At 44.9% G+C, this 21,759-nt stretch carries 20 protein-coding genes and 1 pseudogene; 11 read left to right on the top strand and 10 right to left on the bottom strand.

Annotated elements, in window-relative coordinates:
- Positions 1-16 precede the first annotated feature (16 nt).
- A complete protein-coding gene (gene def / locus WC615_RS07795; RefSeq protein ID WP_372977544.1) occupies positions 17-589 on the top strand; it encodes a peptide deformylase in 573 nt (190 codons plus the stop codon).
- 147 nt (positions 590-736) lie between these two features.
- Here def and WC615_RS07790 read toward each other — a convergent pair whose 3' ends face one another.
- The 3 genes from WC615_RS07790 to WC615_RS07780 all read right to left on the bottom strand — a co-directional run bounded on the left by WC615_RS07790 (position 737) and on the right by WC615_RS07780 (position 2,861).
- Positions 737-1,357: a hypothetical protein gene (locus tag WC615_RS07790; RefSeq protein WP_372977543.1), complete on the bottom strand. Its 621-nt coding sequence runs from the start codon at positions 1,355-1,357 to the stop codon at positions 737-739.
- Between the two features lie 107 nt (positions 1,358-1,464).
- Positions 1,465-1,743, bottom strand: a complete 279-nt coding sequence (locus WC615_RS07785; RefSeq protein ID WP_067056480.1) for a NifU family protein — start codon at positions 1,741-1,743, stop codon at positions 1,465-1,467.
- Between the two features lie 29 nt (positions 1,744-1,772).
- Complete coding sequence (locus tag WC615_RS07780) at positions 1,773-2,861, bottom strand: Mrp/NBP35 family ATP-binding protein (RefSeq protein ID WP_372977542.1); 1,089 nt, start codon at positions 2,859-2,861, stop codon at positions 1,773-1,775.
- Between the two features lie 104 nt (positions 2,862-2,965).
- Here WC615_RS07780 and WC615_RS07775 point away from each other — a divergent pair, with 104 nt between their 5' ends.
- The 4 genes from WC615_RS07775 to WC615_RS07760 all read left to right on the top strand — a co-directional run bounded on the left by WC615_RS07775 (position 2,966) and on the right by WC615_RS07760 (position 6,857).
- Positions 2,966-5,242 carry a transglycosylase domain-containing protein gene (locus tag WC615_RS07775; protein WP_372977541.1) on the top strand — a complete coding sequence of 759 codons (2,277 nt, stop codon included), beginning with the start codon at positions 2,966-2,968 and terminating at the stop codon, positions 5,240-5,242.
- A 1-nt stretch (position 5,243) separates the two neighbouring features.
- The gene (locus WC615_RS07770; RefSeq protein ID WP_372977540.1) at positions 5,244-5,633 is read left to right on the top strand and encodes a hypothetical protein; all 390 of its coding nucleotides are present in this window, start codon (positions 5,244-5,246) and stop codon (positions 5,631-5,633) included.
- An 89-nt stretch (positions 5,634-5,722) separates the two neighbouring features.
- The gene (locus WC615_RS07765; protein ID WP_372977539.1) at positions 5,723-6,370 is read left to right on the top strand and encodes an NAD(P)H-dependent oxidoreductase; all 648 of its coding nucleotides are present in this window, start codon (positions 5,723-5,725) and stop codon (positions 6,368-6,370) included.
- Positions 6,371-6,491: 121 nt separating this feature from the next.
- A complete protein-coding gene (locus tag WC615_RS07760; RefSeq protein WP_372977538.1) occupies positions 6,492-6,857 on the top strand; it encodes a PleD family two-component system response regulator in 366 nt (121 codons plus the stop codon).
- Here WC615_RS07760 and WC615_RS07755 read toward each other — a convergent pair.
- The 7 genes from WC615_RS07755 to WC615_RS07725 all read right to left on the bottom strand — a co-directional run bounded on the left by WC615_RS07755 (position 6,854) and on the right by WC615_RS07725 (position 16,850).
- Positions 6,854-7,534 carry a hypothetical protein gene (locus WC615_RS07755; protein WP_372977537.1) on the bottom strand — a complete coding sequence of 227 codons (681 nt, stop codon included), beginning with the start codon at positions 7,532-7,534 and terminating at the stop codon, positions 6,854-6,856. The two genes, WC615_RS07760 and WC615_RS07755, sit on opposite strands and share 4 nt — an antisense overlap.
- Positions 7,535-7,692: 158 nt before the next feature.
- The gene (locus WC615_RS07750; protein ID WP_372977536.1) at positions 7,693-9,831 is read right to left on the bottom strand and encodes a M56 family metallopeptidase; all 2,139 of its coding nucleotides are present in this window, start codon (positions 9,829-9,831) and stop codon (positions 7,693-7,695) included.
- Positions 9,828-10,190 carry a BlaI/MecI/CopY family transcriptional regulator gene (locus WC615_RS07745; RefSeq protein ID WP_372977535.1) on the bottom strand — a complete coding sequence of 121 codons (363 nt, stop codon included), beginning with the start codon at positions 10,188-10,190 and terminating at the stop codon, positions 9,828-9,830. Before WC615_RS07745 ends, WC615_RS07750 begins: the two co-directional genes overlap by 4 nt.
- A gap of 473 nt (positions 10,191-10,663) precedes the next feature.
- Positions 10,664-13,405, bottom strand: coding sequence for a DNA ligase D (ligD, locus tag WC615_RS07740; RefSeq protein ID WP_372977534.1), 2,742 nt, complete (start codon positions 13,403-13,405; stop codon positions 10,664-10,666).
- A 61-nt stretch (positions 13,406-13,466) separates the two neighbouring features.
- Entirely contained in the window at positions 13,467-13,865 is a 399-nt protein-coding gene (locus WC615_RS07735) for a VOC family protein (RefSeq protein ID WP_372977533.1), read from the bottom strand.
- Positions 13,866-14,015: 150 nt separating this feature from the next.
- Positions 14,016-15,209, bottom strand: a complete 1,194-nt coding sequence (locus WC615_RS07730) for a threonine synthase (protein WP_372977532.1) — start codon at positions 15,207-15,209, stop codon at positions 14,016-14,018.
- 27 nt (positions 15,210-15,236) lie between these two features.
- On the bottom strand, positions 15,237-16,850 hold the full coding sequence (locus WC615_RS07725; protein ID WP_372977531.1) for a M28 family peptidase: 1,614 nt from the start codon (positions 16,848-16,850) through the stop codon (positions 15,237-15,239).
- A 181-nt stretch (positions 16,851-17,031) separates the two neighbouring features.
- Here WC615_RS07725 and WC615_RS07720 point away from each other — a divergent pair, with 181 nt between their 5' ends.
- The 6 genes and pseudogenes from WC615_RS07720 to WC615_RS07695 all read left to right on the top strand — a co-directional run.
- Complete coding sequence (locus tag WC615_RS07720; protein ID WP_372977530.1) at positions 17,032-17,352, top strand: hypothetical protein; 321 nt, start codon at positions 17,032-17,034, stop codon at positions 17,350-17,352.
- Between the two features lie 72 nt (positions 17,353-17,424).
- Complete coding sequence (locus WC615_RS07715) at positions 17,425-17,619, top strand: hypothetical protein (protein ID WP_372977529.1); 195 nt, start codon at positions 17,425-17,427, stop codon at positions 17,617-17,619.
- A gap of 75 nt (positions 17,620-17,694) precedes the next feature.
- Entirely contained in the window at positions 17,695-19,188 is a 1,494-nt protein-coding gene (locus tag WC615_RS07710; protein ID WP_372977528.1) for a sialate O-acetylesterase, read from the top strand.
- Between the two features lie 129 nt (positions 19,189-19,317).
- Positions 19,318-20,187: a flagellar motor protein MotB gene (locus WC615_RS07705; RefSeq protein ID WP_372977527.1), complete on the top strand. Its 870-nt coding sequence runs from the start codon at positions 19,318-19,320 to the stop codon at positions 20,185-20,187.
- A gap of 70 nt (positions 20,188-20,257) precedes the next feature.
- Positions 20,258-21,226 carry a hypothetical protein gene (locus tag WC615_RS07700; protein WP_372977526.1) on the top strand — a complete coding sequence of 323 codons (969 nt, stop codon included), beginning with the start codon at positions 20,258-20,260 and terminating at the stop codon, positions 21,224-21,226.
- A 30-nt stretch (positions 21,227-21,256) separates the two neighbouring features.
- Positions 21,257-21,759, top strand: a pseudogene (locus WC615_RS07695) (hypothetical protein); the annotation flags it as partial.

Below are 21,759 nucleotides of genomic sequence, written 5' to 3'. Positions count from 1 at the left end.
CTTTTACCTTTGTACTATGAAATATCCTATAGTAGCATACGGCGACCCGGTTTTAAGGAAAAAAGCCCCTTCTATTGAGCCTGATGAGTACCCTCATATAAAAGAACTGATAGGCAACATGTTTGAAACCATGTATGGCGCCCGCGGCGTTGGCCTGGCTGCCCCACAGGTGGGTATGTCTATGCGTTTGTTTGTAATTGATGTTTCCCCGTTTGATGATGAAGAGCCGGAACTAAAGGATTTCAAAAAAGCATTTATTAATGCTACTATATTAGAAGAAACCGGTGAAGAGTGGGCTTTTAACGAAGGCTGCCTGAGCATCCCGGATATCCGTGAGGATGTAAGCCGCAAGCCGGTTATTAAGATCTCGTACTATGATGAGGACTGGAAACATCACGAAGAAACTTACCGTGGCATGGCTGCCCGCGTTATACAGCACGAGTATGACCATATTGAGGGAAAACTATTTACCGATAAATTAAGCCCGCTACGCAAACGCCTGATAGAGAAAAAGCTTAACGATATTTCAAAAGGCGCTGTTGATGTAGATTACCGCATGAAATTCCCGGCGGCCAAGAAAGGACGTTAGAAAAGAGTCAAGAAGTCAAGACATAAGAATCAAGACTGAAAACATATACAAATAGAAAAGGGCTTCGAATTATCGAAGCCCTTTTCTATTATAGATATCAGCTTTTGCAGCTGTCTTGTCTCTTGATTCTAAAATCCTGATTCTCTCTTACTTGCTGTCTCCGTCGGTTATCGACTTAATTAAGCTGCCCCAGGCAAGCGGATTTAGCAATGGATTAGTACGGGAATGCGAGTTAACAATATCCTGGTGCATGTATTGTGAATTGGCCGATTGTATTTCCTGACCGTCGCGCGGCAGGCTGTTGGTCATGGCCATTATAGATGACCGGCTGATATTTTTGCGGGCAATTGCAAGGTCATCGTCGGCTATTTTAGCGTTTACAAAATCTTTCCTGAACTCGTCTGTCGTAGCCCAGGGGAATACCCTAACCATTGGCAGGTTGGTTATTTGCGGTTTTATTAAAACGCGTACGGTGTAGCTTTTGCTTTTTATATCGGCAGGTATAACAACCGTTACGGGTGCATAGCCAATGGCTGTAAACTGCAGGGAGTCCTGTTCATGTGCCACAAATGAAAAGTAACCTTTAAAGTTTGTTACAGTAACAGAATTATGCTGGCTAATGTTGGTAACACTCACATAAGGCACTATAACAGATGTGCTATCGGCATTGTATACCACACCCGTAAACTGTACCAGCGGAGCCTCTTTTTTTTGGGCAAATGCTGATAAAGATGTCAGTAAAAAAAATATGCCTATTAATCTTTTCATTTAACCTAATTACACAAATTACCTGCCATGTTTAACTTAGTTATACACTGGCGGGTAAAAATACGCTATTGAAAAATATCAATAAGCGTATTTAACACTTCTTAACACTATCTTAAATTTTCAGGAAGCACTGCATTGGGGTCGTCAATGTCGGTTAGGTTTATCGCCTCAATACCGGTAATTTCCGGCACAGCCTTTAAAATGGCTTGTTCAATACCTGCTTTAAGCGTCATGATACTCATCGGGCACGACCCGCAAGAACCAAGCAACTTTAGCTTTACCACTTTTTCAGGGGTGATCTCTTCTACAGAAACGTTTCCGCCATCTGCCTCTAAGTAAGGCCTTATGGTATCCAACGCTGCTTCCACCTGATCTGTTAAACTCATTTTTTATTTAAATTTATAAAGTAAAGTTATTAATTATTTACCACATTTAAGTTATCGGCCTTTTGGGCATTACAAATAGAAACCTGCTGGGCAACGCGCCTGGCCATTTCCATAAATGCGGTGGTCATTACACCATCATCGTCCATCACAATAGGCCTGCCCGCATCACCCGAGTCGCTGATTCCCTTTATTAACGGGATTTCGCCTAAAAATGGTACATCTAAAGTTTCTGCAAGCCTTTTGCCGCCTCCCTGGCCAAATATGTAGTATTTGTTATCGGGCAATTCCGCTGGCGTAAAGTAGGCCATGTTCTCAACAACTCCCATAATGGGCACATTGATGGCAGGCATCAAAAACATACCAATACCTTTTTTAGCGTCGGCCAGTGCTACATTTTGCGGCGTAGTTACTATTACAGCTCCTGTAACCGGGAAACTTTGTGTAACCGTAATATGGATATCGCCAGTACCCGGTGGCAGGTCTACTACCAGGTAATCCAGCTCGCCCCAATCAGCATCGTTAAACAGTTGTTTTACCGCTGTTGACACCATTGGCCCGCGCCATGGCACCGGCTGGTTTGGGTCTGTAAAGAAACCTATCGAAAGCAATTTGATGCCGTATTTCTCAATCGGTTCTATGCGTGTTTTGCCGTTCTCCTGTGTAGCTTTTGGGCGTTGGTTCTCTAACCCGAACATAATCGGGATAGACGGACCGTAAATATCGGCATCTATCAAACCCACCTTTGCACCGGTTTTTGAAAGCGCCAGCGCCAGGTTAACAGATACGGTAGATTTACCTACCCCTCCTTTACCCGATGCTACCGCGATAATATTTTTAACGCCCGGCACACCTGTGTTTTTTTGCGAGGTAACCCGCGACGTCATATTCACGGTAACTTCAATCTCTTTACTCATGAAATGACCAATGGCGTTGCGGCAGGCATTTTCTATTAACGCTTTTAACGGGCATGCCGGTGTGGTAAGCACAACCGAAAAGCTTAGCTTGTTGCCATCAATATGTATATCCTGGATCATGTTCAGGGTTACCAGGTCTTTTTTCAGATCGGGCTCCTCAACATTTCCGAGGGCTTGTAAAACTTGTTCTTTAGTAAATTCCATATTTATTTAATCGCAAAAATACGAAAACAGGCAGCAGCATACGTTTGTTAAGAAAACAATTTGCAGTTTGCAACCGTTTGCACCACATTATATTTAGTTTAGTTTTGAAGCAAAATTCCTATATGCGCCGTATCAACCCCAAATATATCCGTATTGCAGGTATAACCGTTCTAATATTAGTAGTTATTATGCTGATAGGCGGATACGTTGCCTATTCTAAACGTGAGGTATTGCTGCAAAAAGCTATTTACAAAGCTAAAGCAAAAGCCAAAAGGGATTATAATTTAGATGTAAAAATAGGTTCGGCGCGTTTTACAGGGCTTAGTACCGTTGCTTTTACCGATATCAGCGTAGTACCATTTCAGCGCGACAGCCTGTTTTCGGTAAAAGATTTTAGTGTTAGCGTAAAGGTTCTCCCGCTGATATTTGGCAACATAAAACTGGCTGATGTTATTTTACAGAACGGCCACCTCAATTTAACCAGCATAAAAGGCGTAAAAAATTTCGATTTCCTGTTTAAAAAGAAAAAAGACACTACCAATACTGGTAATAAGGTAGACCTGTCCGAGCTGTCAAACAACCTCATCAATGAGGTGCTTTACAAGATCCCTGATAACCTTTCGCTGCATAATTTTTTGGTGAGTTTTGTTGATGATAGCGCCCACGTAAAAATGCTGGCTAAAACCGCCATTATTAAAGATGGTAAGCTGGCCTCAACCATAAAAGTTGATGACGGGGCTGCCACCTGGCATATTGATGGTAAAATGCAACCATCAGATAAAGATATTGATGTTCACCTGTATGCCGAGGGTAAAAAGGTAGAGCTGCCCATCATCGAAAAGAAATTTAAACTAAAGCTAAACTTTGATACCCTGAGCACCCGCCTAAGCAACGTTAAACACAGCGATGGCGAAACAAAGGTATATGGGTCATGGAGTGTACGCAACCTGTTATTGAACCATCCCGGGTTATCGGTAAATGATATTGTGATACCCAATGGATCGATAGATGCCAACGTATTTGTGGGCACTAATTATATCTCGCTCGATAGCTCATCTGTTATCCACCTAAAAAAGCTTACCGCTAACCCATATTTAAAATACACACTTAACCCGGTTAAAATATACGAGGTAAAGGTAAACACCGGCTGGGTTAACGCGCAGGATGTTTTCGATTCGTTCCCTACCGGGATGTTCGAATCGTTAGATGGCATACAGGCAACAGGCAAACTAAACTACAGTCTTAACATGTTCCTGAACTGGGCGCATATTGATGACATGGTTTTTGATTCGCGCCTGCAAAAAGACAAAGATTTCCGGATACTGAAATATGGCAAAGCCGACCTGGGCAAGCTTAACAAAACATTTGTTTACACACCGTACGAAAAAGGTAAAGCCATGCCGCCGCATACTATCGGTCCCGGTGCTTCTAACTTTACCCCGTTGGAACAGATCTCGCCAAATGTACGCAATGCGGTAATGACGGCCGAAGACCCGTCTTTTTACACCAACCGCGGTTTTGTGGATGAGTCTATCCGCAAATCATTCATTACCGACATCAAGGAAAAGAAATTTAAACGAGGTGGCAGTACCATTTCCATGCAGCTGATCAAAAACGCATTTTTAAGCCGCAACAAAACCCTGTCGCGAAAGATAGAGGAGATCCTGATCGTTTGGCTGATAGAGAATAACCGCATCATGAGCAAAAACAGGATGCTGGAGGTTTACTTTAACATTATTGAATGGGGCCGGGGTATTTATGGCATAGGCGAAGCCGCAAGGTATTATTTTGGCAAATCGCCATCAGAGCTTACCATTGGCGAGAGTATTTACCTGGCCAGCATTGTACCTAACCCCAAAGCAGGCCTCTATGCTTTCCAGCCCGATGGGACGCTTAGGCAGGGCCTGCATGGCTATTTTAACCTTATAGGCAGGCTGATGGCGGGCAAAGGGCTTACAGCGCGCGACACGAACGCCTATGGCTTTTACGCGGTGCGTTTACGGGAAGGCCTGCGCAGAACAATTGCCCCTATAGATACAGCTGTGGCAGATAGCCTGATGCATCAAACCGACGATGATAACAACACGGGCATTGGCGTTACGCCTGTTTTTGAAGAGCCAAAGCACCCTAATTTTTTCCAACGCTTATTTGGTAAAAAGGATACTACCGCAGCCAAGCTTGAAAAGAAGATAGAGGAAACCAATGACGCTATAAAAACCCGCCTTAAACAGGAAATTGAAAAGGTAAAAGCCGATTATAAATTACGGGTAGATAACGTGGATACCGCCGGTAAAACCAAAAAAGAAATAAAGGCTGAGAAAAACCGGTTGAAAGATGAGGGCAAAGAAAAGGTGAAAGAGTTAAAAGACCGCATGCCTTAATATGCAGGAACGGTTTACTACCCTATTACCCGCCGGCTTTGCCATTCCCGAAAACGGGGAACAATTACTAACAGGGTTAAATTTAATTTTTGCCCCGCAGGAACCCGCGCTCAGCAGCCTGGCATCTGCCATACAATACGAAAACAAGCCAAAGTTTGGCCCATCGGCAATCAGTAATATACGTTTTGAAGTCGTACACTTTGATCAGGATATATTAAAGGGGCGTTTACGGTTGACGTATGACATGCAATTAACCTTTGGCTGCGAGGATTTAATTAAAAATCATCCCAACCAGCACTCCTATTATAACTTCACTTTTAATTTGGCCCAGGCGCAAATATGTTTTGAAAGCGATGCCCCCGAGGCCGCATCAACGGCCGACGAATTTTAATCCTTTTTATTAAAAACTACTGTATTATAGTCTTTACTTCTGCATGACCATTTTGCATGTTTAAACATATATGTTTGCCCACATATTTAATGCAAAAGAAGAAAATCATGTCATTAGTAGATAAATTAAACTGGCGTTATGCCACTAAAAAGTTCGACAGCACCAAAAAGATCGCTGCTGATAAATTACAAAACATATTAGATGCCGTGCAGTTGGCCCCATCATCATTAGGCTTACAGCATTACCGCATATTAGTGATTGAAGATGCCGCCATCCGTGCCCAACTGCGTGAAGTTGCCTACGGCCAGCCGCAAATTACAGATGCATCACAACTGATAGTTTTTGCCGCCGAAACAAATATTAACGAGGATTTTGGCAAAAAGTTTATTGCTAATGTTGCCGCAACACGTAACGTTCCCCGTGAAGCATTAGCCGGTTATGAAAGTATGGTGTTGGGGGCCATTAACGCCCGCACACCAGAGCAGTTGTTGGTTTGGGCGCAAAAACAAGCTTATATTGGCCTTGGTGTTTTGGTTACTGCAGCAGCCGAGCAGGATGTTGATATTTGCCCGATGGAAGGCTTTGACCCCGCCGGGTTTGACAAAATTTTAGGTTTAACAGAAAAAGGCTTAACAGCAACTGTTATTGCAACCATTGGCTACCGCGCAGAAGATGATGCCACAAGCCGGGCAGCAAAAGTACGCAGGCCTGCAAGCGAATTGTTTATACACGCATAAATTGCTTAGTATTATATACAACAAAAGGGCGGATATGTATCCGCCCTTTTGATTTAGCCTGATTTTTACAGGTAAGTGGTTTTCGGCATGGGCTTTGCATAACTTATTGAAATACAAAGCCATGAACAAGAAGATATTAATAGTTGACGACAACGAGCTGATAGTAGAAGTAATGAGCTACATCCTCATCAATAGCGGCTATGAGGTATCATCGCTTCCAAATGGTTACCATGTAATCGAAGAAGTAAAAAGCACCCACCCCGATCTGTTGATAATAGATGCCATAATGCCCGGCATGGATGGCCGCGATATCTGCAAAATATTAAAACTAAATAAGGCAACAAAAGATCTGCCGGTGATCATCTGCTCGTCTGAAGATAATCTTGATGCCGCACTAACCCAGGATGGCGCACCAAACGATGTATTACACAAACCGTTTGACATGAACGCCCTGATCAATAAGGTTGCGATGCAGTTAGCGGCTTAATTAATTGGCAATTCCTTTAATTTATTGAACCGGATATTCCGAACACGGCCGCCAGAGAGCTTAAACCCGGATATGCCTTTGGCATCCCTGTAAAAAGCTAACGTACCTATATCGCCGGTAAATTCATCTTTAGTGTTTGACGATAGCTCAAAATCGCCGCGGCGAAAATGGTGGATAAACAGTTTTCTATCTTTTACATAAACCCGGTATTGAGCTTCTAATTCGGGGCTATAATAAACACCTGTATATTGAGGCAATTCCCCTGGTGGCGTTTTATAAATCATAAAGCGTTTAGCCGGTTTATCTCTAAATGTAAACGCATTTACCACGCCGTTTTTATTGGTATGAAAGGTAACCGTTTTGTTTGCTGCTTCTAACAGGAATACCGAATCTGAAAGGGCCACAGTAGGGTACGCATTTTCACCGCTGTACCGAAACATTAATACGCCTTTATCCTGCGTTATGGCAACTTCACCACCGCCCCATTTATGATTGCCGGTATATTTATTTAATACAGCATTAGCGGGGTGATAACTCACTGTTATTTTTGCCGGCGCCACAGTGTCATTCTTCTTTTCCAGGAACAGGCCCACAAGCTTCCCGGTAAGCCCTCCGCTAAGGTTATTGTCGTTAGCGTTCCCCAAAACAATAAACGCTAATTTTTGATCAGGAAACATCCTGATGATGGTTCTATACCCAGCCCATGCGCCGGTGTGCACAACATATGGCAAATATAGAATCTATCCCGGCGCTGATATTTGTCTGAGCCTGGCAAATGTGCCCTATCAACAGAAAAAAGATCAACACCGAAATAGTTATTGTTTTCATAGGTTAATTAAAAGGCGCTTTTCATGGTGATATACTTATTGATATCGTTTGATTTAAAGCCTTTTTCGCGCATATCTGTGATGTACTTCGGGGTTATCCCTAAAGCTTTCAATGCGGTTGCATCATCTAAAGAAATATCGCTAAAACCCATGCCTTTAAAGCTCTTCACATATTCTGGCGTTACACCCAATGCTTTCAGCCCCGCCGCTTTGTCGGCATTTATTTTAAAGCCGGCATTTTTAAACCCGTTTAAATATTCGGGGGTTATGCCCAATGCTTTCATTGATACATAATCCTCCGTCCCCATTGTGTACCCGGCATTTTTAAAGCTTTGTACATACTCCGGCGTTACGCCAACGGCTTTCATACCAGTAAGGTCGCTGCTGCTCAGGTTGGTTAAGCCTGCATTTTTTAAGCCGTTCACAAACGCATCATCTACACCTAAGGCTTTATAGGCTATCATATCATCGGCATTATCTTCGTCAGCTTTGGATGCCGGGTTTTTCCTTTTAATATTAGCAGGCGCCGCTGTTCCGGCGCGGGCATTTTTAAATTTAGCAATATACTGCCCGTTTATTCCCTGCGCCTTAAAGCTTACCAGTTTCTCAAAAGACACTTTTGGATAACCCGCTTTGCGGATCTCGCCTATGTATTCTCCGTTTATACCCATTGCCTTCCCGGTTATCAGCTCCTGCTCGGTAATATTAGGGAAGCCGTTTTGCTTTAGGGATGTGATATACGGCTCATCTACCCCCAGGGCGGCAGTAGCTATCAGGTCGCCTTTCGACAGGTTTTTGTACCCCTGGCGGTGCATCATGGCTACGTAGCTCTTTTTAATATTGATCATAAAAAAGGCCATCTCGTCGTTCTTCTCAATATCGTTTATACCCTGGCTTTGCAGGTATTTGGTATAGTCGGCATTGGCTACAAATTTGTAATGGCCGCTGCCTCTATTCCCGTCAAACTTGCCGGTAAAGTTCATGGTTCCCGCTTCGCGGATCAGTTTAAAATCGCCGTTAGCGTTTCTTGGCAATGCCGTAAACTCGCTTAACAGGAAATCGCTGTTGCTCATGTGGTTTTTGTCGCCATCGCTGTTAAACTGCACATCCACTTTACTGCCTTTTATGGTTGCGGTCCATGTGCCTTCACTGGCATCATCATCGTTAACAAAATTCGTTTCGGTTTTAAGCGTTACCGGGCGGCGGCTTGCCATTGGCTCATTAAAAGCGCACATTAAAAATGCCATTAGCGGCAGCAGGAAAAAGTATTTCCAGGTGGTATGGATGTTTGATCGTTTTGCGTTCATCATAACAATTCGTTTTTTAAGGAGTGATTGATTATAGTTGGTTGTTATTCGAAGCGACAGGTTGGGTACAGATACCTTTAGCAGGCTCATTTGGTACATTTCTCTTTCTACTTCGTTATGAGTTAGCACATCGCTATCGGTTAAATATTCAAGGTTATTCTCCAGTTCTTTACGGTACAACCACGCAAATGGGTTAAACCACTGGAACACCAGCATCAGCTCGGCCAATAACAAATCGAAGCTGTGCCCCTGTTTAATGTGGATCTTCTCGTGCAGCAGTATCTGGCTGTAGGTATCCCAATCATATTTAGCCGGGTTTATAAAAATATAATTGCCGAAAGAGCATGGGGCTTTATCAGTATGCAGCTCTACATTACGGAACTGCCCATCCTGTATGGCCGGGCTTTTATAGGCCTGGCGCACCAGCACAATTACCTGCAGCAAAAAGTTTAACCCAAAGGCTACAACACCGCACCAGTAAAGCCATAATGCCCATTTTAAAAGTTGCGGCATCAGCGCGGTAGCCGTTTCGGTAACCGATGTTTCCTTTACCGGCACTACCGTTGGCTTTACAGGCTGCGGCTCGGGGTGTTCAATAAACTGCACCGGCTTTTGCGGCGACTGGTTCAGGTTCGGAGAGGCTACTACAGTAGCCTCGTGCGCTTTTCGTAAAGCCCACTGTTGCGGCACGCGCAGCAATGGCAGCACAAATGTCAGTGCCAGGCAAGCCAATAGCACCCAGCGGTTTAAATGATGAAAGGTTTCCTTTTGCAATAGCAACTTATAAAACAAAAGGCAAAAGCCTATCAGCAATGCAACATGCAATACGTATGGTATCATTTTTTATTGGTTTTAATCAGGTTTAAGATCTCTTCCAGTTCGTGTTCGCTAATTTTCTGTTCCTTAGCAAAAAAGGCCAGCATGCTCGGGTACGAGTCGTCGAAATACTGGCTTACAATATCCTTCATGGCGTGTTTCTGATACTCCTCGCGGGTAACTTTTGGATAGTAATGATAAATGTTACCGATAGTATCATGATCCAAAAACCCCTTCTCTTCCAGTATCTTCACCATGGTAGCTACCGAGTTATAATGCGGCTTTGGGTCGGGCATTTCTGGGATGATCTCTTTGATAAAGGCTTTCCCCAGTTTCCAAAATACCTGCATTATTTGTTCTTCGCGCTTAGCCAGTTTTTGCATAAAATTCTAATTATAAAACAAGTTTACTACTAATCAATTAGTATTACAACTAATCGATTAGTATTTCTTAGGGGATTTATTTTAACTAACTGATTATGAATGTAATAATTTTAATTAAACAGGTTGTCATGCTGAGCGATAGTAAAGCATCTAATAACCGCCATGCAAGTTTGAGAGGATAGTTTGCCAATAGATCCTTCGCTATCGCTCAGGATGACAAGGTGGGAAATATGGCTGACCGCTGCCGCGAGCTTTCAGCTCGTGGCGCGCATTGGGTCAGCTTTCAGCTGACGAAAGCAGAATGTTTTATACATGCCCAGCACCAGTTACGCTACGCTAAACTCGCGGTAGCTTTATAGGTATTTATACCACAATAATGGTGGCGATATTTTGCCAGTAGGCGAATTTCAGGACGCCTGATTATCAGCCATTTATTGATGTTCACATTCGGCCACGGCAGTGAACGTGAACACTTATTGAAATATGCTCTGCGCTTTTTTAATCGTTTTCTCCAGATCGATCCCTTTATCCAAAACACCTTTAAACAGATCGCCCTCCTTTTTTAACCGGGCAATGGAATTGTGTATGGTAAAATGTTTCATGGTTAAACCAGGTTTTACTTCATCCCAATGCAGCGGCATAGAAACGGTAGCGCCGGGTTTTGGCCTAAGCGAATATGGCCCGGCAATAGTAGCCCCAGGGCGGTTCTGTAAAAAGTCGAGGTACATTTTACCATCGCGGTTCTTCACCATGCGCTCCAGGGAGGTATAATCGGGGATCTGCTGGTGCACAATATTCACAATAAGCCGTGCAAACATCTGCGACTGGTCATAATCATATTTAGCCCCCAACGGGATATAAATATGCATACCGGTGGAGCCCGATGTTTTGCAATAGCTGGGAACATCGATCGCATCAAGCACTTTCTTCACTTCCTGCGCGGCCTGTATCACCTGGTCGAAGGTATTTTTGTCGGGATCGAGATCTATGACACAATAATCCGGGTTGTCCGGCGACTGGATGCGGCTAAACCAGGGGTTCATTTCAATACAACCTAAGGATGCCATCCAAAGCAAGGTGGCTTCATCATGGCCCACAAGGTAATCTTTATCCTCTCCCTCGCTGGTGGTATAGGGGAATGTCCTCACCCAGTCCGGCGATTTGCCGCGCACATCCTTCTGGTAAAAGCTTGGACCATGGATGCCGTTAGGGAAACGGTTAAGCGATTGCGGCCTGTCTTTCAGATACGGCAAAATGTATTCAGCCACCTGGTAATAGTAGTTAAACAGATCCCGCTTGGTGATGCCGTCTTCGGGCCAATAAACTTTGCTGAGGTGGGTAAATTTAAGGTCGTGACCGCAGATCTTTTTTACCTGGGTTTCTTCTTTTGGATTAAGAAGCGTACGTTTCACGCCTTCTTTAGGCGCGCTAACCAACTTGTGTTTAGGCTCGGTTTTCTTTTCGGTGTGATGCTCCTCTTCCACAATTTCATCCGTTTCCACCTCCGTTTCGCGGACCACTTCTTTGGCTTTCTTGTCAACACGCATGCCCTCGAATGACGGGTGGCGGAACACGCCATCGCTGGTCACTTCGGCAAAACTTACTTCGCAAACCAGCTCGGGCTTTAGCCAAGTGGCTTTCGCCTTCGGCGGATTTGGCCTAAAGCGCGATGGCTTATTTACATCAGGCTCGCTGGTAAACGGCACTTTATCCACAATTAATGGTTTAAACAGGGCCATCATTTCCTTCTGTAACTTATCAGAGAAACCGGTGCCTACTTTACCAACATATTGCAGCTTCCCGCCCTCGTAAACTCCAAGCAAAAGCGAGCTAAACTGCTTGGCCGTCCCCTCATTTTTAGTATAGCCGCCAATCACCACCTCCTGCCGCTTATTGATCTTTATTTTCAGCCAGTCTTTAGAGCGATTGTCAGGTACGTAAGTACTGCTTGCCCTTTTAGCCATGATGCCCTCTAATCCTATTTTACCGGCAGCCTCAAAAAACTCGGTGCCGTTGGCCTTAAAGGTTTGGCTCAGTCGTACCCGATCGTCATCAGTGGGGATAACATCGCGCATAATGGCCTGTCGTTCTATCAGCGGTAAGCCCATCAGGTTTTTACCCTCGCACCATAGTATGTCAAATATATACAGCACCAGTTCGCCATCGGCTTCGCTGCGCCAGTTTTGGAGGGCGCCAAAGTTGGAAACCCCGTTGTCATTCAGCACCAGTATCTCACCATCAATAACCGCGTTAATCTTCCAGCTTTCCAGCAGTTTTTTCAGCGGATAATACTTCTCGTTAAAATCTTTGTTATTGCGCGATAGCAGCTGCACCTCGCCTTTGTTAATAAAGCCAAGTGTGCGGTAACCATCCCATTTTACTTCGTATACCCAATCCGGGTCGTCAAAGGGTTCATTCACCAGGGTGGCAAGCATGGGTTTTATCCCGGTTGGGATTTTGCCTTTTAGTGCTTTTTTCAGGATAGCTTCAGTATCAATTTTTTTATCCCTGGTAGTTTCCTCCGCCACTTCTTCCAGGTCGGCTACCGGCTCATGGCGTTTTTTTTTTGATCCTGTCTTCTTTGGTTTTTCTTCTTCTACATCCTGCTCCTCGCCGTCCTTCCAAACCTTATCGCTGGTTTTCTCCATCTTTTCGATGGTTTTGCCGGACAGGACGGATTTATCCTTTTTTGTGATATCCGCAGCAGATGCAAAATCATCTTTATGTTTTATGAGCAGCCAGCCGTTCTCGCCCATGCCATGGGTTTTAACAAGGGCGTATTCGCCTTCCAGCCTTTCGCCGTGGAGCTTTATTTTTAGTGAGCCTTCTTTAAGTTGTTTCAGCAAGTGTTTCTCCTGAGCCTTTTTACCGCCCTTTATTTCTTCGATAGGCTCGTAGGTACCTTCATCCCAAACAATAACGGTACCGCCGCCGTATTCGCCCTGCGGGATAATGCCCTCAAAATTACGGTAGTCGAACGGGTGGTCTTCTACCATCATGGCCAACCTTTTGTTCTTGGGGTCGGTTGAGGGCCCTTTTGGTACCGCCCAACTTTTTAATACGCCATCCATTTCCAGCCGAAAATCATAGTGCAGGCGCGATGCATCGTGCTTTTGGATCACGAACATCAGCTTATTCTTATCCTTGCTTATTCCGGCTTTGGGTTCGGCGGTTTTTGTAAAATCGCGCTTAGCGGCATATTTTTCCAGGCTCATAACTATTTAACATTCAGCCTTAATTAAGGTTTTAAGAATTTAATTAGTAATTAACGCGCGCCTATTCCGAACCAATCTCAATTACCGACAGGAAATTCCCCGCCGGGTCTTTAAACCAGGCAATGGTTGGGCCGCCGTTTCCTTTTGATACGCCGTGCTCATCGGTTTTAAGATATTCGCTATCGTAGATCTCGAATTTTACACCGCGGGCGGCCAGCTCTTTTACGGTTGCTTCTACGTCCTTTACCGGGAAATTCAGAATAGTATATGTGGCAGGCTGGTGGTTTGGCTTGGGGTAAACCAAAATATTATTATTGTTGCCATTGATATGAATAGTGAGTAACCCACCCATTTCTGCATTTTCATCAACCTGCAATCCTAAGGTTTCGCCGTAAAAGGCTTTGGCGGCATCGATATCATTTACCGAAAAGCCACTGAATGCTTTTGAATCTTTTAACATGTTATTTGGTTATTGGTATTGGTTAATATAATAACACAAATATGCAGCCAATTAATTGATGCAAAAGGGCGTAAACGCGACAACTTAGGGGCATATCCGGACACACGCCCCCAAAGCCCGTTATGGAAGTGAAAAGAAATTTAAGCTGATTTAAATACTGATATTCTCCAAATACTTATACCCGCTGCCGGTGTTTACCAGCACCACACTTTCGCCCGGTTGGATCCAGCCTGATTTTTTTAGTTTTTTATAGGCCTGCCAAAGCGCCGCTCCTTCGGGAGCAATCAGCATACCTTCGTTACGCGCTATTTCCTTTACTGCAGTATTCATATCCGCATCGCTTATGGATAACGCCGTGCCTTTGCTATCGCGCAGTACTTTTAGTATTACCTTGTCGGCAAATGATTTTGGCACACGCAGGCCATTGGCTATGGTAAAGCCGCCGTCAACAAATTCGGCGCTGCTTTGCCAGCCATTAAACGCGGTTACGATGCCGTTGCAGCTTTCGGATTGTACGGCTACCATGCGCGGGCGTTTACTGCCAATCCAGCCCAGCTGCTCCAATTCATCAAAGGCTTTCCAGATGCCGATAAGCCCTGTACCGCCGCCGGTTGGGTAAAACACTACATCGGGCAGTTGCCAGTTAAACTGCTCGGCAATTTCAAAGCCCATTGTTTTTTTGCCTTCCAAACGATAGGGCTCTTTCAGTGTCGAGATCTGGAACCAGCCGTGTTCTGCGGCGCCATCGGCAACCAGTTTACCGCAATCAGCAATATTGCCGTCAACTTCAACCAGGTGGGCGCCATAAAGACGGCACTCGTCCTTAAAAACCTGCGGGGTTAGTTTTGGCATATATACCACCGCTTTGATGCCTGCCCGTGCTGCGTAGGCAGCCAATGCCCCTCCCGCATTACCTGCTGTTGGTGTGGCAATGGTTTCTATGCCTAATTCTTTGGCTTTTGATACCGCCATACCTATGCCCCGGGCTTTGAATGAGCCCGTTGGATTACCTGCCTCGTTCTTCCAGTAAACATCATTGCCTACGGTAAATTGCTTCAGGTTTTCTATGGGGATAATGGGTGTAAACCCCTCGCCCATGGTCACAATATTTTCCTCGCCAATAACAGGCAGCAGTTCGCGGTAGCGCCACATGCTTGCCGGGCGGTCTTTTAAAATGGCTTTCTCAAGGGGCTGGCCCAAGTCGTACTGCGCAAACAGCGTGCTGTTACAGCCATCCGTTTTACAAAAGGTATTCGGTACAGATGCATCATATTCGGCACCGCATGCCGGGCATTTCAAATTTATTAATCTCGATCCTGTTCCTACTGCCGTATTGCTTATCATATTTTATAAAACCCTGTTTGGGCTGTTTTATTTCACTTCAAATATATCGCCTTTGTTCCATGTTGGCCTTGCCGGGTCCTGTGCAACCAGGTAACCTATCAGGAAGTTGAGCTGCGCGTACTTTTTGCCCGCCTCAAAATCAAAGATGCCGTTTATATCGTCCTGCGGTTTGTGGTAGTATTTGGCGCGCCATGTGGCTACAAAGTCGTTCAGGTTGTTTTTACCATCGGCGGTTTTTGTGCCATATTTTACATGCAGGGCCGGTATCCCGGCTAACACAAAGCTGTACTGATCGCTGCGCACAAAACGTACCTGTTTGGGTTCGGGGTCGGGTTGTACTTCAAGGCCAAGGTAGCCTGCCGCCTGGTCAACCTGATTGGCCAGCGATGAATGCTCAGCGCCCAATGCGGTGATGGATAGCAGCGGCGCAATAATGGTTGGCATATCCGTATTCACATCGGCCACCAGGCTTTTAACGGGCACGGTTGGGTGTTTTGCAAAATAACCCGACCCCAAATCGCCCATTTCTTCGCCGGTCATCAATACAAATAAGATGGAACGTTTGGGTTTTACTTTTATCTGGCTGTAGATCTTGGCAATGCCCAATACGCTGGCCGTGCCCGATGCATTATCGTGTGCGCCATTATAAATAGAATCGCCTTCTACCGGTTTGCCAATCCCTAAATGATCAAGGTGGGCGCTGTGGATAACATATTCGTTTTTAAGTTTGGCATCGGTCCCTTCTATTTTACCTATTACATTATAGCTCAAAATATCCTGGTAGGTTGAGGTATAGCTTAGCGTTACCTTTGAATCAATAGCAAAGGAACCCGGCGTACCGGCCTTTAGCTGGTCGGTTATCTGCCGGATATCTTTACCGGTTTGCTGCATTAACGGGTTTAAAACAGCCGCGTTTATTACCGCAAGCACCTGTATTTGTTTGTTGTAGGTGGAAGATACAACAACCTCACCTTTATCGCCCAAAACACTGTACGAGCCACGGCTCAGATCGGGCACACGGGAATTTGGCCCGGGCAGCGCGATAAAAACACCTGCTGCGCCGTGATTTGCCGCCACCTTTAAAATATTATCGGTACTCATTACATGCGCCATAACCGATGATGGGAATTTTTCGGGCGCGCCGCGCATAACAATCACCACTTTGCCTTTTACATCAAGCCCTGCATAATCATCATACCCAAGGCCTGGTTCGCTGATGCCATAGCCCGCAAATGCCAGCCCGGCAGTGAGGTTTATCTGAGCAACCGCCGGGTTTGGGAAAAACACAAAGCTGCCTTTTGCCGCAGGCTGGTTATTTATGGCTAACTGCGCATCTTGCGGAGTGGCTTTACGCAGGCGTACCTTTTGTAACCATGTGCCGCCTTCGCCGGCGGGCTTAACGTTTACCGCTTTTAGCTGGCCAACCACGTAATCAACTGCCATCTGGTAACCTTCGGTACCCGGGCCGCGGCCTTTTAGTTTGTCGTCGGCCAGGTAAGTGATATCGGCTTTTATTTTATCGGCGCTAACGGCATCCATGGCCTGCTTAACATCGGGCGTTAGCTTTAGCTGTTGGGCAAACCCGGCGCTGGTCAACAAGGTTAAGCCTGTTATGAGTATAAGTTTATGATCCTTTATCATGATAATATTGTTTCTGCGGCAAGTTATTAAAACCCTATCCATCAACAAATACTTAGCGATAATGTTACCATTTCGTTATTAAAAGCATTAATAAATAAAACATTACCTTTACTTATTGTTACGTGGTAAACAACATATCGCTATTAAAAATAATGGCAAAAAAGGTCTCCTTTTTTTGGCCATGCTACTTAGCATTTTTACCTTTTCGGGTGATAGTGTTGTACAACAAGGAACCACCATTCCCCAATCGGAATGGCTTGTACCCGCTTCGCGAATAATTAAAAGCACTGTTAGTTACGCGCGTATAGTTAGCAGTAACCATAATAAACAATATCTTTTTTTACCCCAACGCCTTCAATTTGCTATCGCGATAGCAATATTTAACCACGCCCTTGCAGCAAGGCAGGCTCAGCAAGCTATCTCCGCTAAACCAAAACAGCGGGTATTTTTGCAAATCCACAATCACATCCCAAAAGCTACAGATCCGCCGCACCAGGCATAAGCACCGTGTTATTTAATTACTTTTTTAACGGCATGGCTATGCTTCGTTCATAGCCTGCGCTTATCTGTATACATGAAAAGGCTCAAAAAAACACTACGGCTTTTCGGCCTGATGCTTTTTTTATTATTAGCTATTGGCGGGGTGTCGCTCACCGGCGCGGCACCAACACCACCCAAAAACCGGAGTATTATTAATACCGAAACCGCCATCAAAAAGAATGACGAAAAGGAGGATGAATCTCCTGCCGATGAGGCATTTTATTCTTAAAACAAGGCCGGCTGTTTGTAACCGGCCTCTTTAATTTTACAGCATAGATTCTTAAATATTTGTTATTTTAACACCGTGAAACAACGCCTGTTAGTATGCCTGTTATGCCTGCTTGTTATTGCCGGTTGTAAAAAAGATAGTCCTATCAATACTGTTGTACCCCCAACAACCAAGCCCCCCGTAATTTATGAGTTATTTAGCGTAGCCGGAGTGTTGCAAAGCAATATGGTTATACAACGCGATAAGCCCGCTAAAATATGGGGCACCGCTAAACCAACAAGTGTAATTACCATAAACGCAAGCTGGAATAATGCGCCCATAACGGCAACCTCGACAGCCGCAGGAACCTGGGAGGTTTATATCCCGGCATCACCAGCCAATGCGTCGCCGCAAACATTGAGTATTGCCACTCCCGGCGAAACTGATATTGCTTTTAATAATATTTTAATTGGCGATGTGTGGGTCTGCGCAGGGCAATCAAACATGAATATGCCCGTTGGGCCGTTGGCGCCATCATTTGGTGGTGTTGAAAATTATGCGGCAGAAATTGCCGCGGCTAATTACCCGCAGATCCGGTCGTACACGGTTAAAGAAGATTATGAGTCGGCCCCGGCGGCTGATTTTTCCAGCCCGGCAAGCTGGGTGATATGCTCCCCGGATAATGCCGGCTTTTTAAGCGCCACGGCTTACTTTTTTGCCCGCAAACTACATACCGACCTACAAGTGCCTATCGGTATTATTGTATCATCGGTTAACGGCAGTTGGTGCGAAACATGGACCAATAAAACCGCCCTGCAAAACGATCCACAGTTATCCGGCTATATTGGCCAGCACCAAAGCTCTACCCTTTTTAACGGAATGATAGCCCCCTTAACCAAGCTATCAGTTAAAGGCTTTACCTGGTACCAGGGCGAAAACAACCAGAAAATGGTTCCCCTAACCGATTATACCAAACTAAACGTCGCCCTTATAAAAGGTTGGCGTGCGGAATTTAACCAGGGCGAACTACCATTTTATTATGTACAGATAACCCCGTTTGATGATGACGGCGGCGGCAACCCCTCCCTAAACTACCTGGCCAAATTCCGCGAAACGCAGGCTATAGTGCGCACGAGTGTGCCCGGCGCCGGTATGGTGATAACTATGGATGCGGGGGAAGTAACCAATCACCACCCCCGTTATAAAAAACAGGTTGGCGACCGGCTTGCCTTATTGGCTTTGAGTAACTCCTATGGCAAGCCTGTGCAATCTGTTGGGCCACAGTATGCATCTTTTACGCCAAATGGAAATTCCGTTACCTTAAATTTTACAAGCGGCACCGCCACAGGTTTAAATACCATTGGCAATGCTCCCATCAATCAGTTCTTTTTTGTAGCCGGGGCCGATAAGGTATTCCGTAAAGCCGAGGCAACAATAAGCGGTGATAAAATAGTTTTAACCGCGCCTAACGGAACGCCACTACCTGTGGCTGCCGTTCGCTATGCTTTTACCAACTACCCTATAACCAATCTGCAAAGTGCTGCGGGTTTGCCCATGGAGCCATTCCGAACGGATAACTGGTCGAATTAAGAATATCTTCTTAAAACTATACTGATCTTTTTACCATCCGGTGATACCGCCAATTTGCTCATTTAAAACTTTATGTTGTATCTTTCGTTAAATGATTAGTAATTAATTTTTTAACCAAAACCCCTGTATATGAAAATTCGATTTTTGATACCCTCGCTATTTATGTTAGCCGTGGTAGCTTCCAGCTGTGTAAGCAGCAAAAAATATAAAGATCTGCAAGCCAGTTACGATAAGCTGGACAGCAACACCCGCGACCTCCGCGGTAAATATTTACTTACCGAACGCAACTTTGCTGTTGCGCAAGACCGTGTAAAAAGCCTTGACGAGCAACTGGCTTCTGAACGCTCAAACAATAAACAATTACAATCAGCCCTTGACAAGTGCTTAACCTCAAGCGGGCAGGGTAACGTAAATATTTCTAAACTGGTTGATGAGATCAATAGTTCCAACCGGTACATACAACAATTGGTGAACGCCAAAAACAAAAGCGATTCGCTTAATATAGTGTTAACCAACAATCTTACCCGTTCGCTGAGCCAATCTGAAGTGCAGGATGTTGACGTAAAAGTATTGAAAGGGGTTGTTTACATTTCCCTTTCGGATAATATGCTTTACAAATCGGGCAGCTATGACCTAACCGACAAAGCTGGTACAACGCTAAGCAAAATAGCCAAGATCATTAAAGATTACGCCAATTATGATGTGCTGATAGAAGGCAACACCGATAACGTGCCAATTACTATGAAGAACATCCGTAATAACTGGGATTTAAGTGCTTTGCGGGCATCATCAGTAGTGCAAGCGCTGCAAACCACCTACCAGGTTGACCCCAAACGTTTAACCGCAGGCGGCCGTGGCGAGTATAACCCAATTGCCGATAATAACACGGCAACGGGCAAGGCGCAAAACAGGCGTACGCAAATTATCATCACCCCTAAACTCGATCAGTTTATGGACCTGATAGGTAAAGCGCCTGAGACAGCACCGGCTAAACAATAACAAAACAGCATTTTATACAAGGCGGCCTGTTCGGGTCGCCTTTTTTTGTTGCCATAACTTTTGTAATGATGTGTTACCTTTAGCTGTAATGAGTGATGAATTAACAGCTATCATATCCGAAATTCGATATGATATCCGAAGCATACAAGATGATGTGAATATTTGCCGGGAAACTCATTTTAACAGCCGGGCCAACGCGCTTGATTTTATTGATCTCCATATTATCGACCGGATAAACGCCTTACTACCCGACGCGCCGGATGCGGAACTTCAAAAACTAAAACAGGGTGCCGAAAAAGCAAAACACCGGCTGGAAGAAACAGACAGGCATTTATTTATGCGGCTTAGGGAGCAGATCCGCCGCGGAGGCTACACCGAAGAGTCCTTCAAGGCAATGATCCGTAAGTATCTGGGCGAAGATCTTAGTCCGCCCAATAAGGTTGGGTACGATACCCTGGATCTTTTTATAAACGGGTTGCTATTTCACCGTCACCTGCCCGAAGAAACGATTGAACGCGAACCAGAAATGGTGTTTTACCAGCAAACCCCGGCAAGGATAATTTTAGAGCTGGCAGAGCGGGCCCGACTAATGCCCGATGATGTTTTTTTTGATATCGGTTCGGGCCTTGGGCAGGTGCCCATACTGGTAAATTTGTTAACCGGCGCCAAAACCATAGGGGTTGAATATGAGCCGGCTTATTATAGTTATGCCACAGCATGTGCATCCCGGCTCAACCTTACCGATGTTACGTTTATTAACACCCTCGCCCAAAAGGGCGATTATACCGAAGGTGCCGTGTTTTTTATGTACACCCCTTTTGAAGGTACGATGATGCAGCAAATGCTGGAGGTATTGAAAAAAGAATCGCTTAAAAGAACCATACGTATCTTTACTTACGGCCCATGTTCGCCCATTATTGCGCGGCAAAGCTGGCTGAGGTGTGTTAATGGGCCGGCAGAGGACACCTATATACTTTATGAATTTAAAAGCCGCGATGGCAATACTCCTACTATCGCCCCTATATCCGGAACTAATTAGGTATATTCGAGAGTTTTATAACCTGTTAGAATGATGCGACCTACATTTATTATTGTATTTGTACTAAGTTTTTGCTTGCTGTGCGCTTGTTATGGATGCCATAGTTCGCCCGCGAAAAAACAAGTTAAAGTAAGTGTAAGCCATGCCGACACGCTTATTAAAGGTAATTTTAACGCCGCGCCACAGCTTAAGTTTGACAGTGTTGCGATAGCCGATTTTTTAAAAAAACACCCCAGCCTAAATGGTTTCGCAGCCGAATACGCCAAATTTTACCGCATCAACAAATACCATTATGTATGGTATGATAGCAAGGGGTTAACAGAATCGGCCGGCAACCTCATTAACCACGTTAGCATTCAGCAAAACGACGGTATATTAAAGGACATCCCTTATAAAGAGGACTTTTTAAAAATGACCGAAAGTTTTCAGTCGGATAAAATTACCCCGCCATCTATCGCTGTTGAGCTGATGCTGACCGGGCAATACTTTAACTATGCCAAAAATGCATGGGGCGGTGCCGAAGCCGAAAATGC

Source organism: Mucilaginibacter sp. (genome assembly GCF_041663085.1).
In the GTDB taxonomy this organism is placed as follows: domain Bacteria; phylum Bacteroidota; class Bacteroidia; order Sphingobacteriales; family Sphingobacteriaceae; genus Mucilaginibacter.
This window is presented reverse-complemented; position numbering and strand designations above follow the sequence as displayed.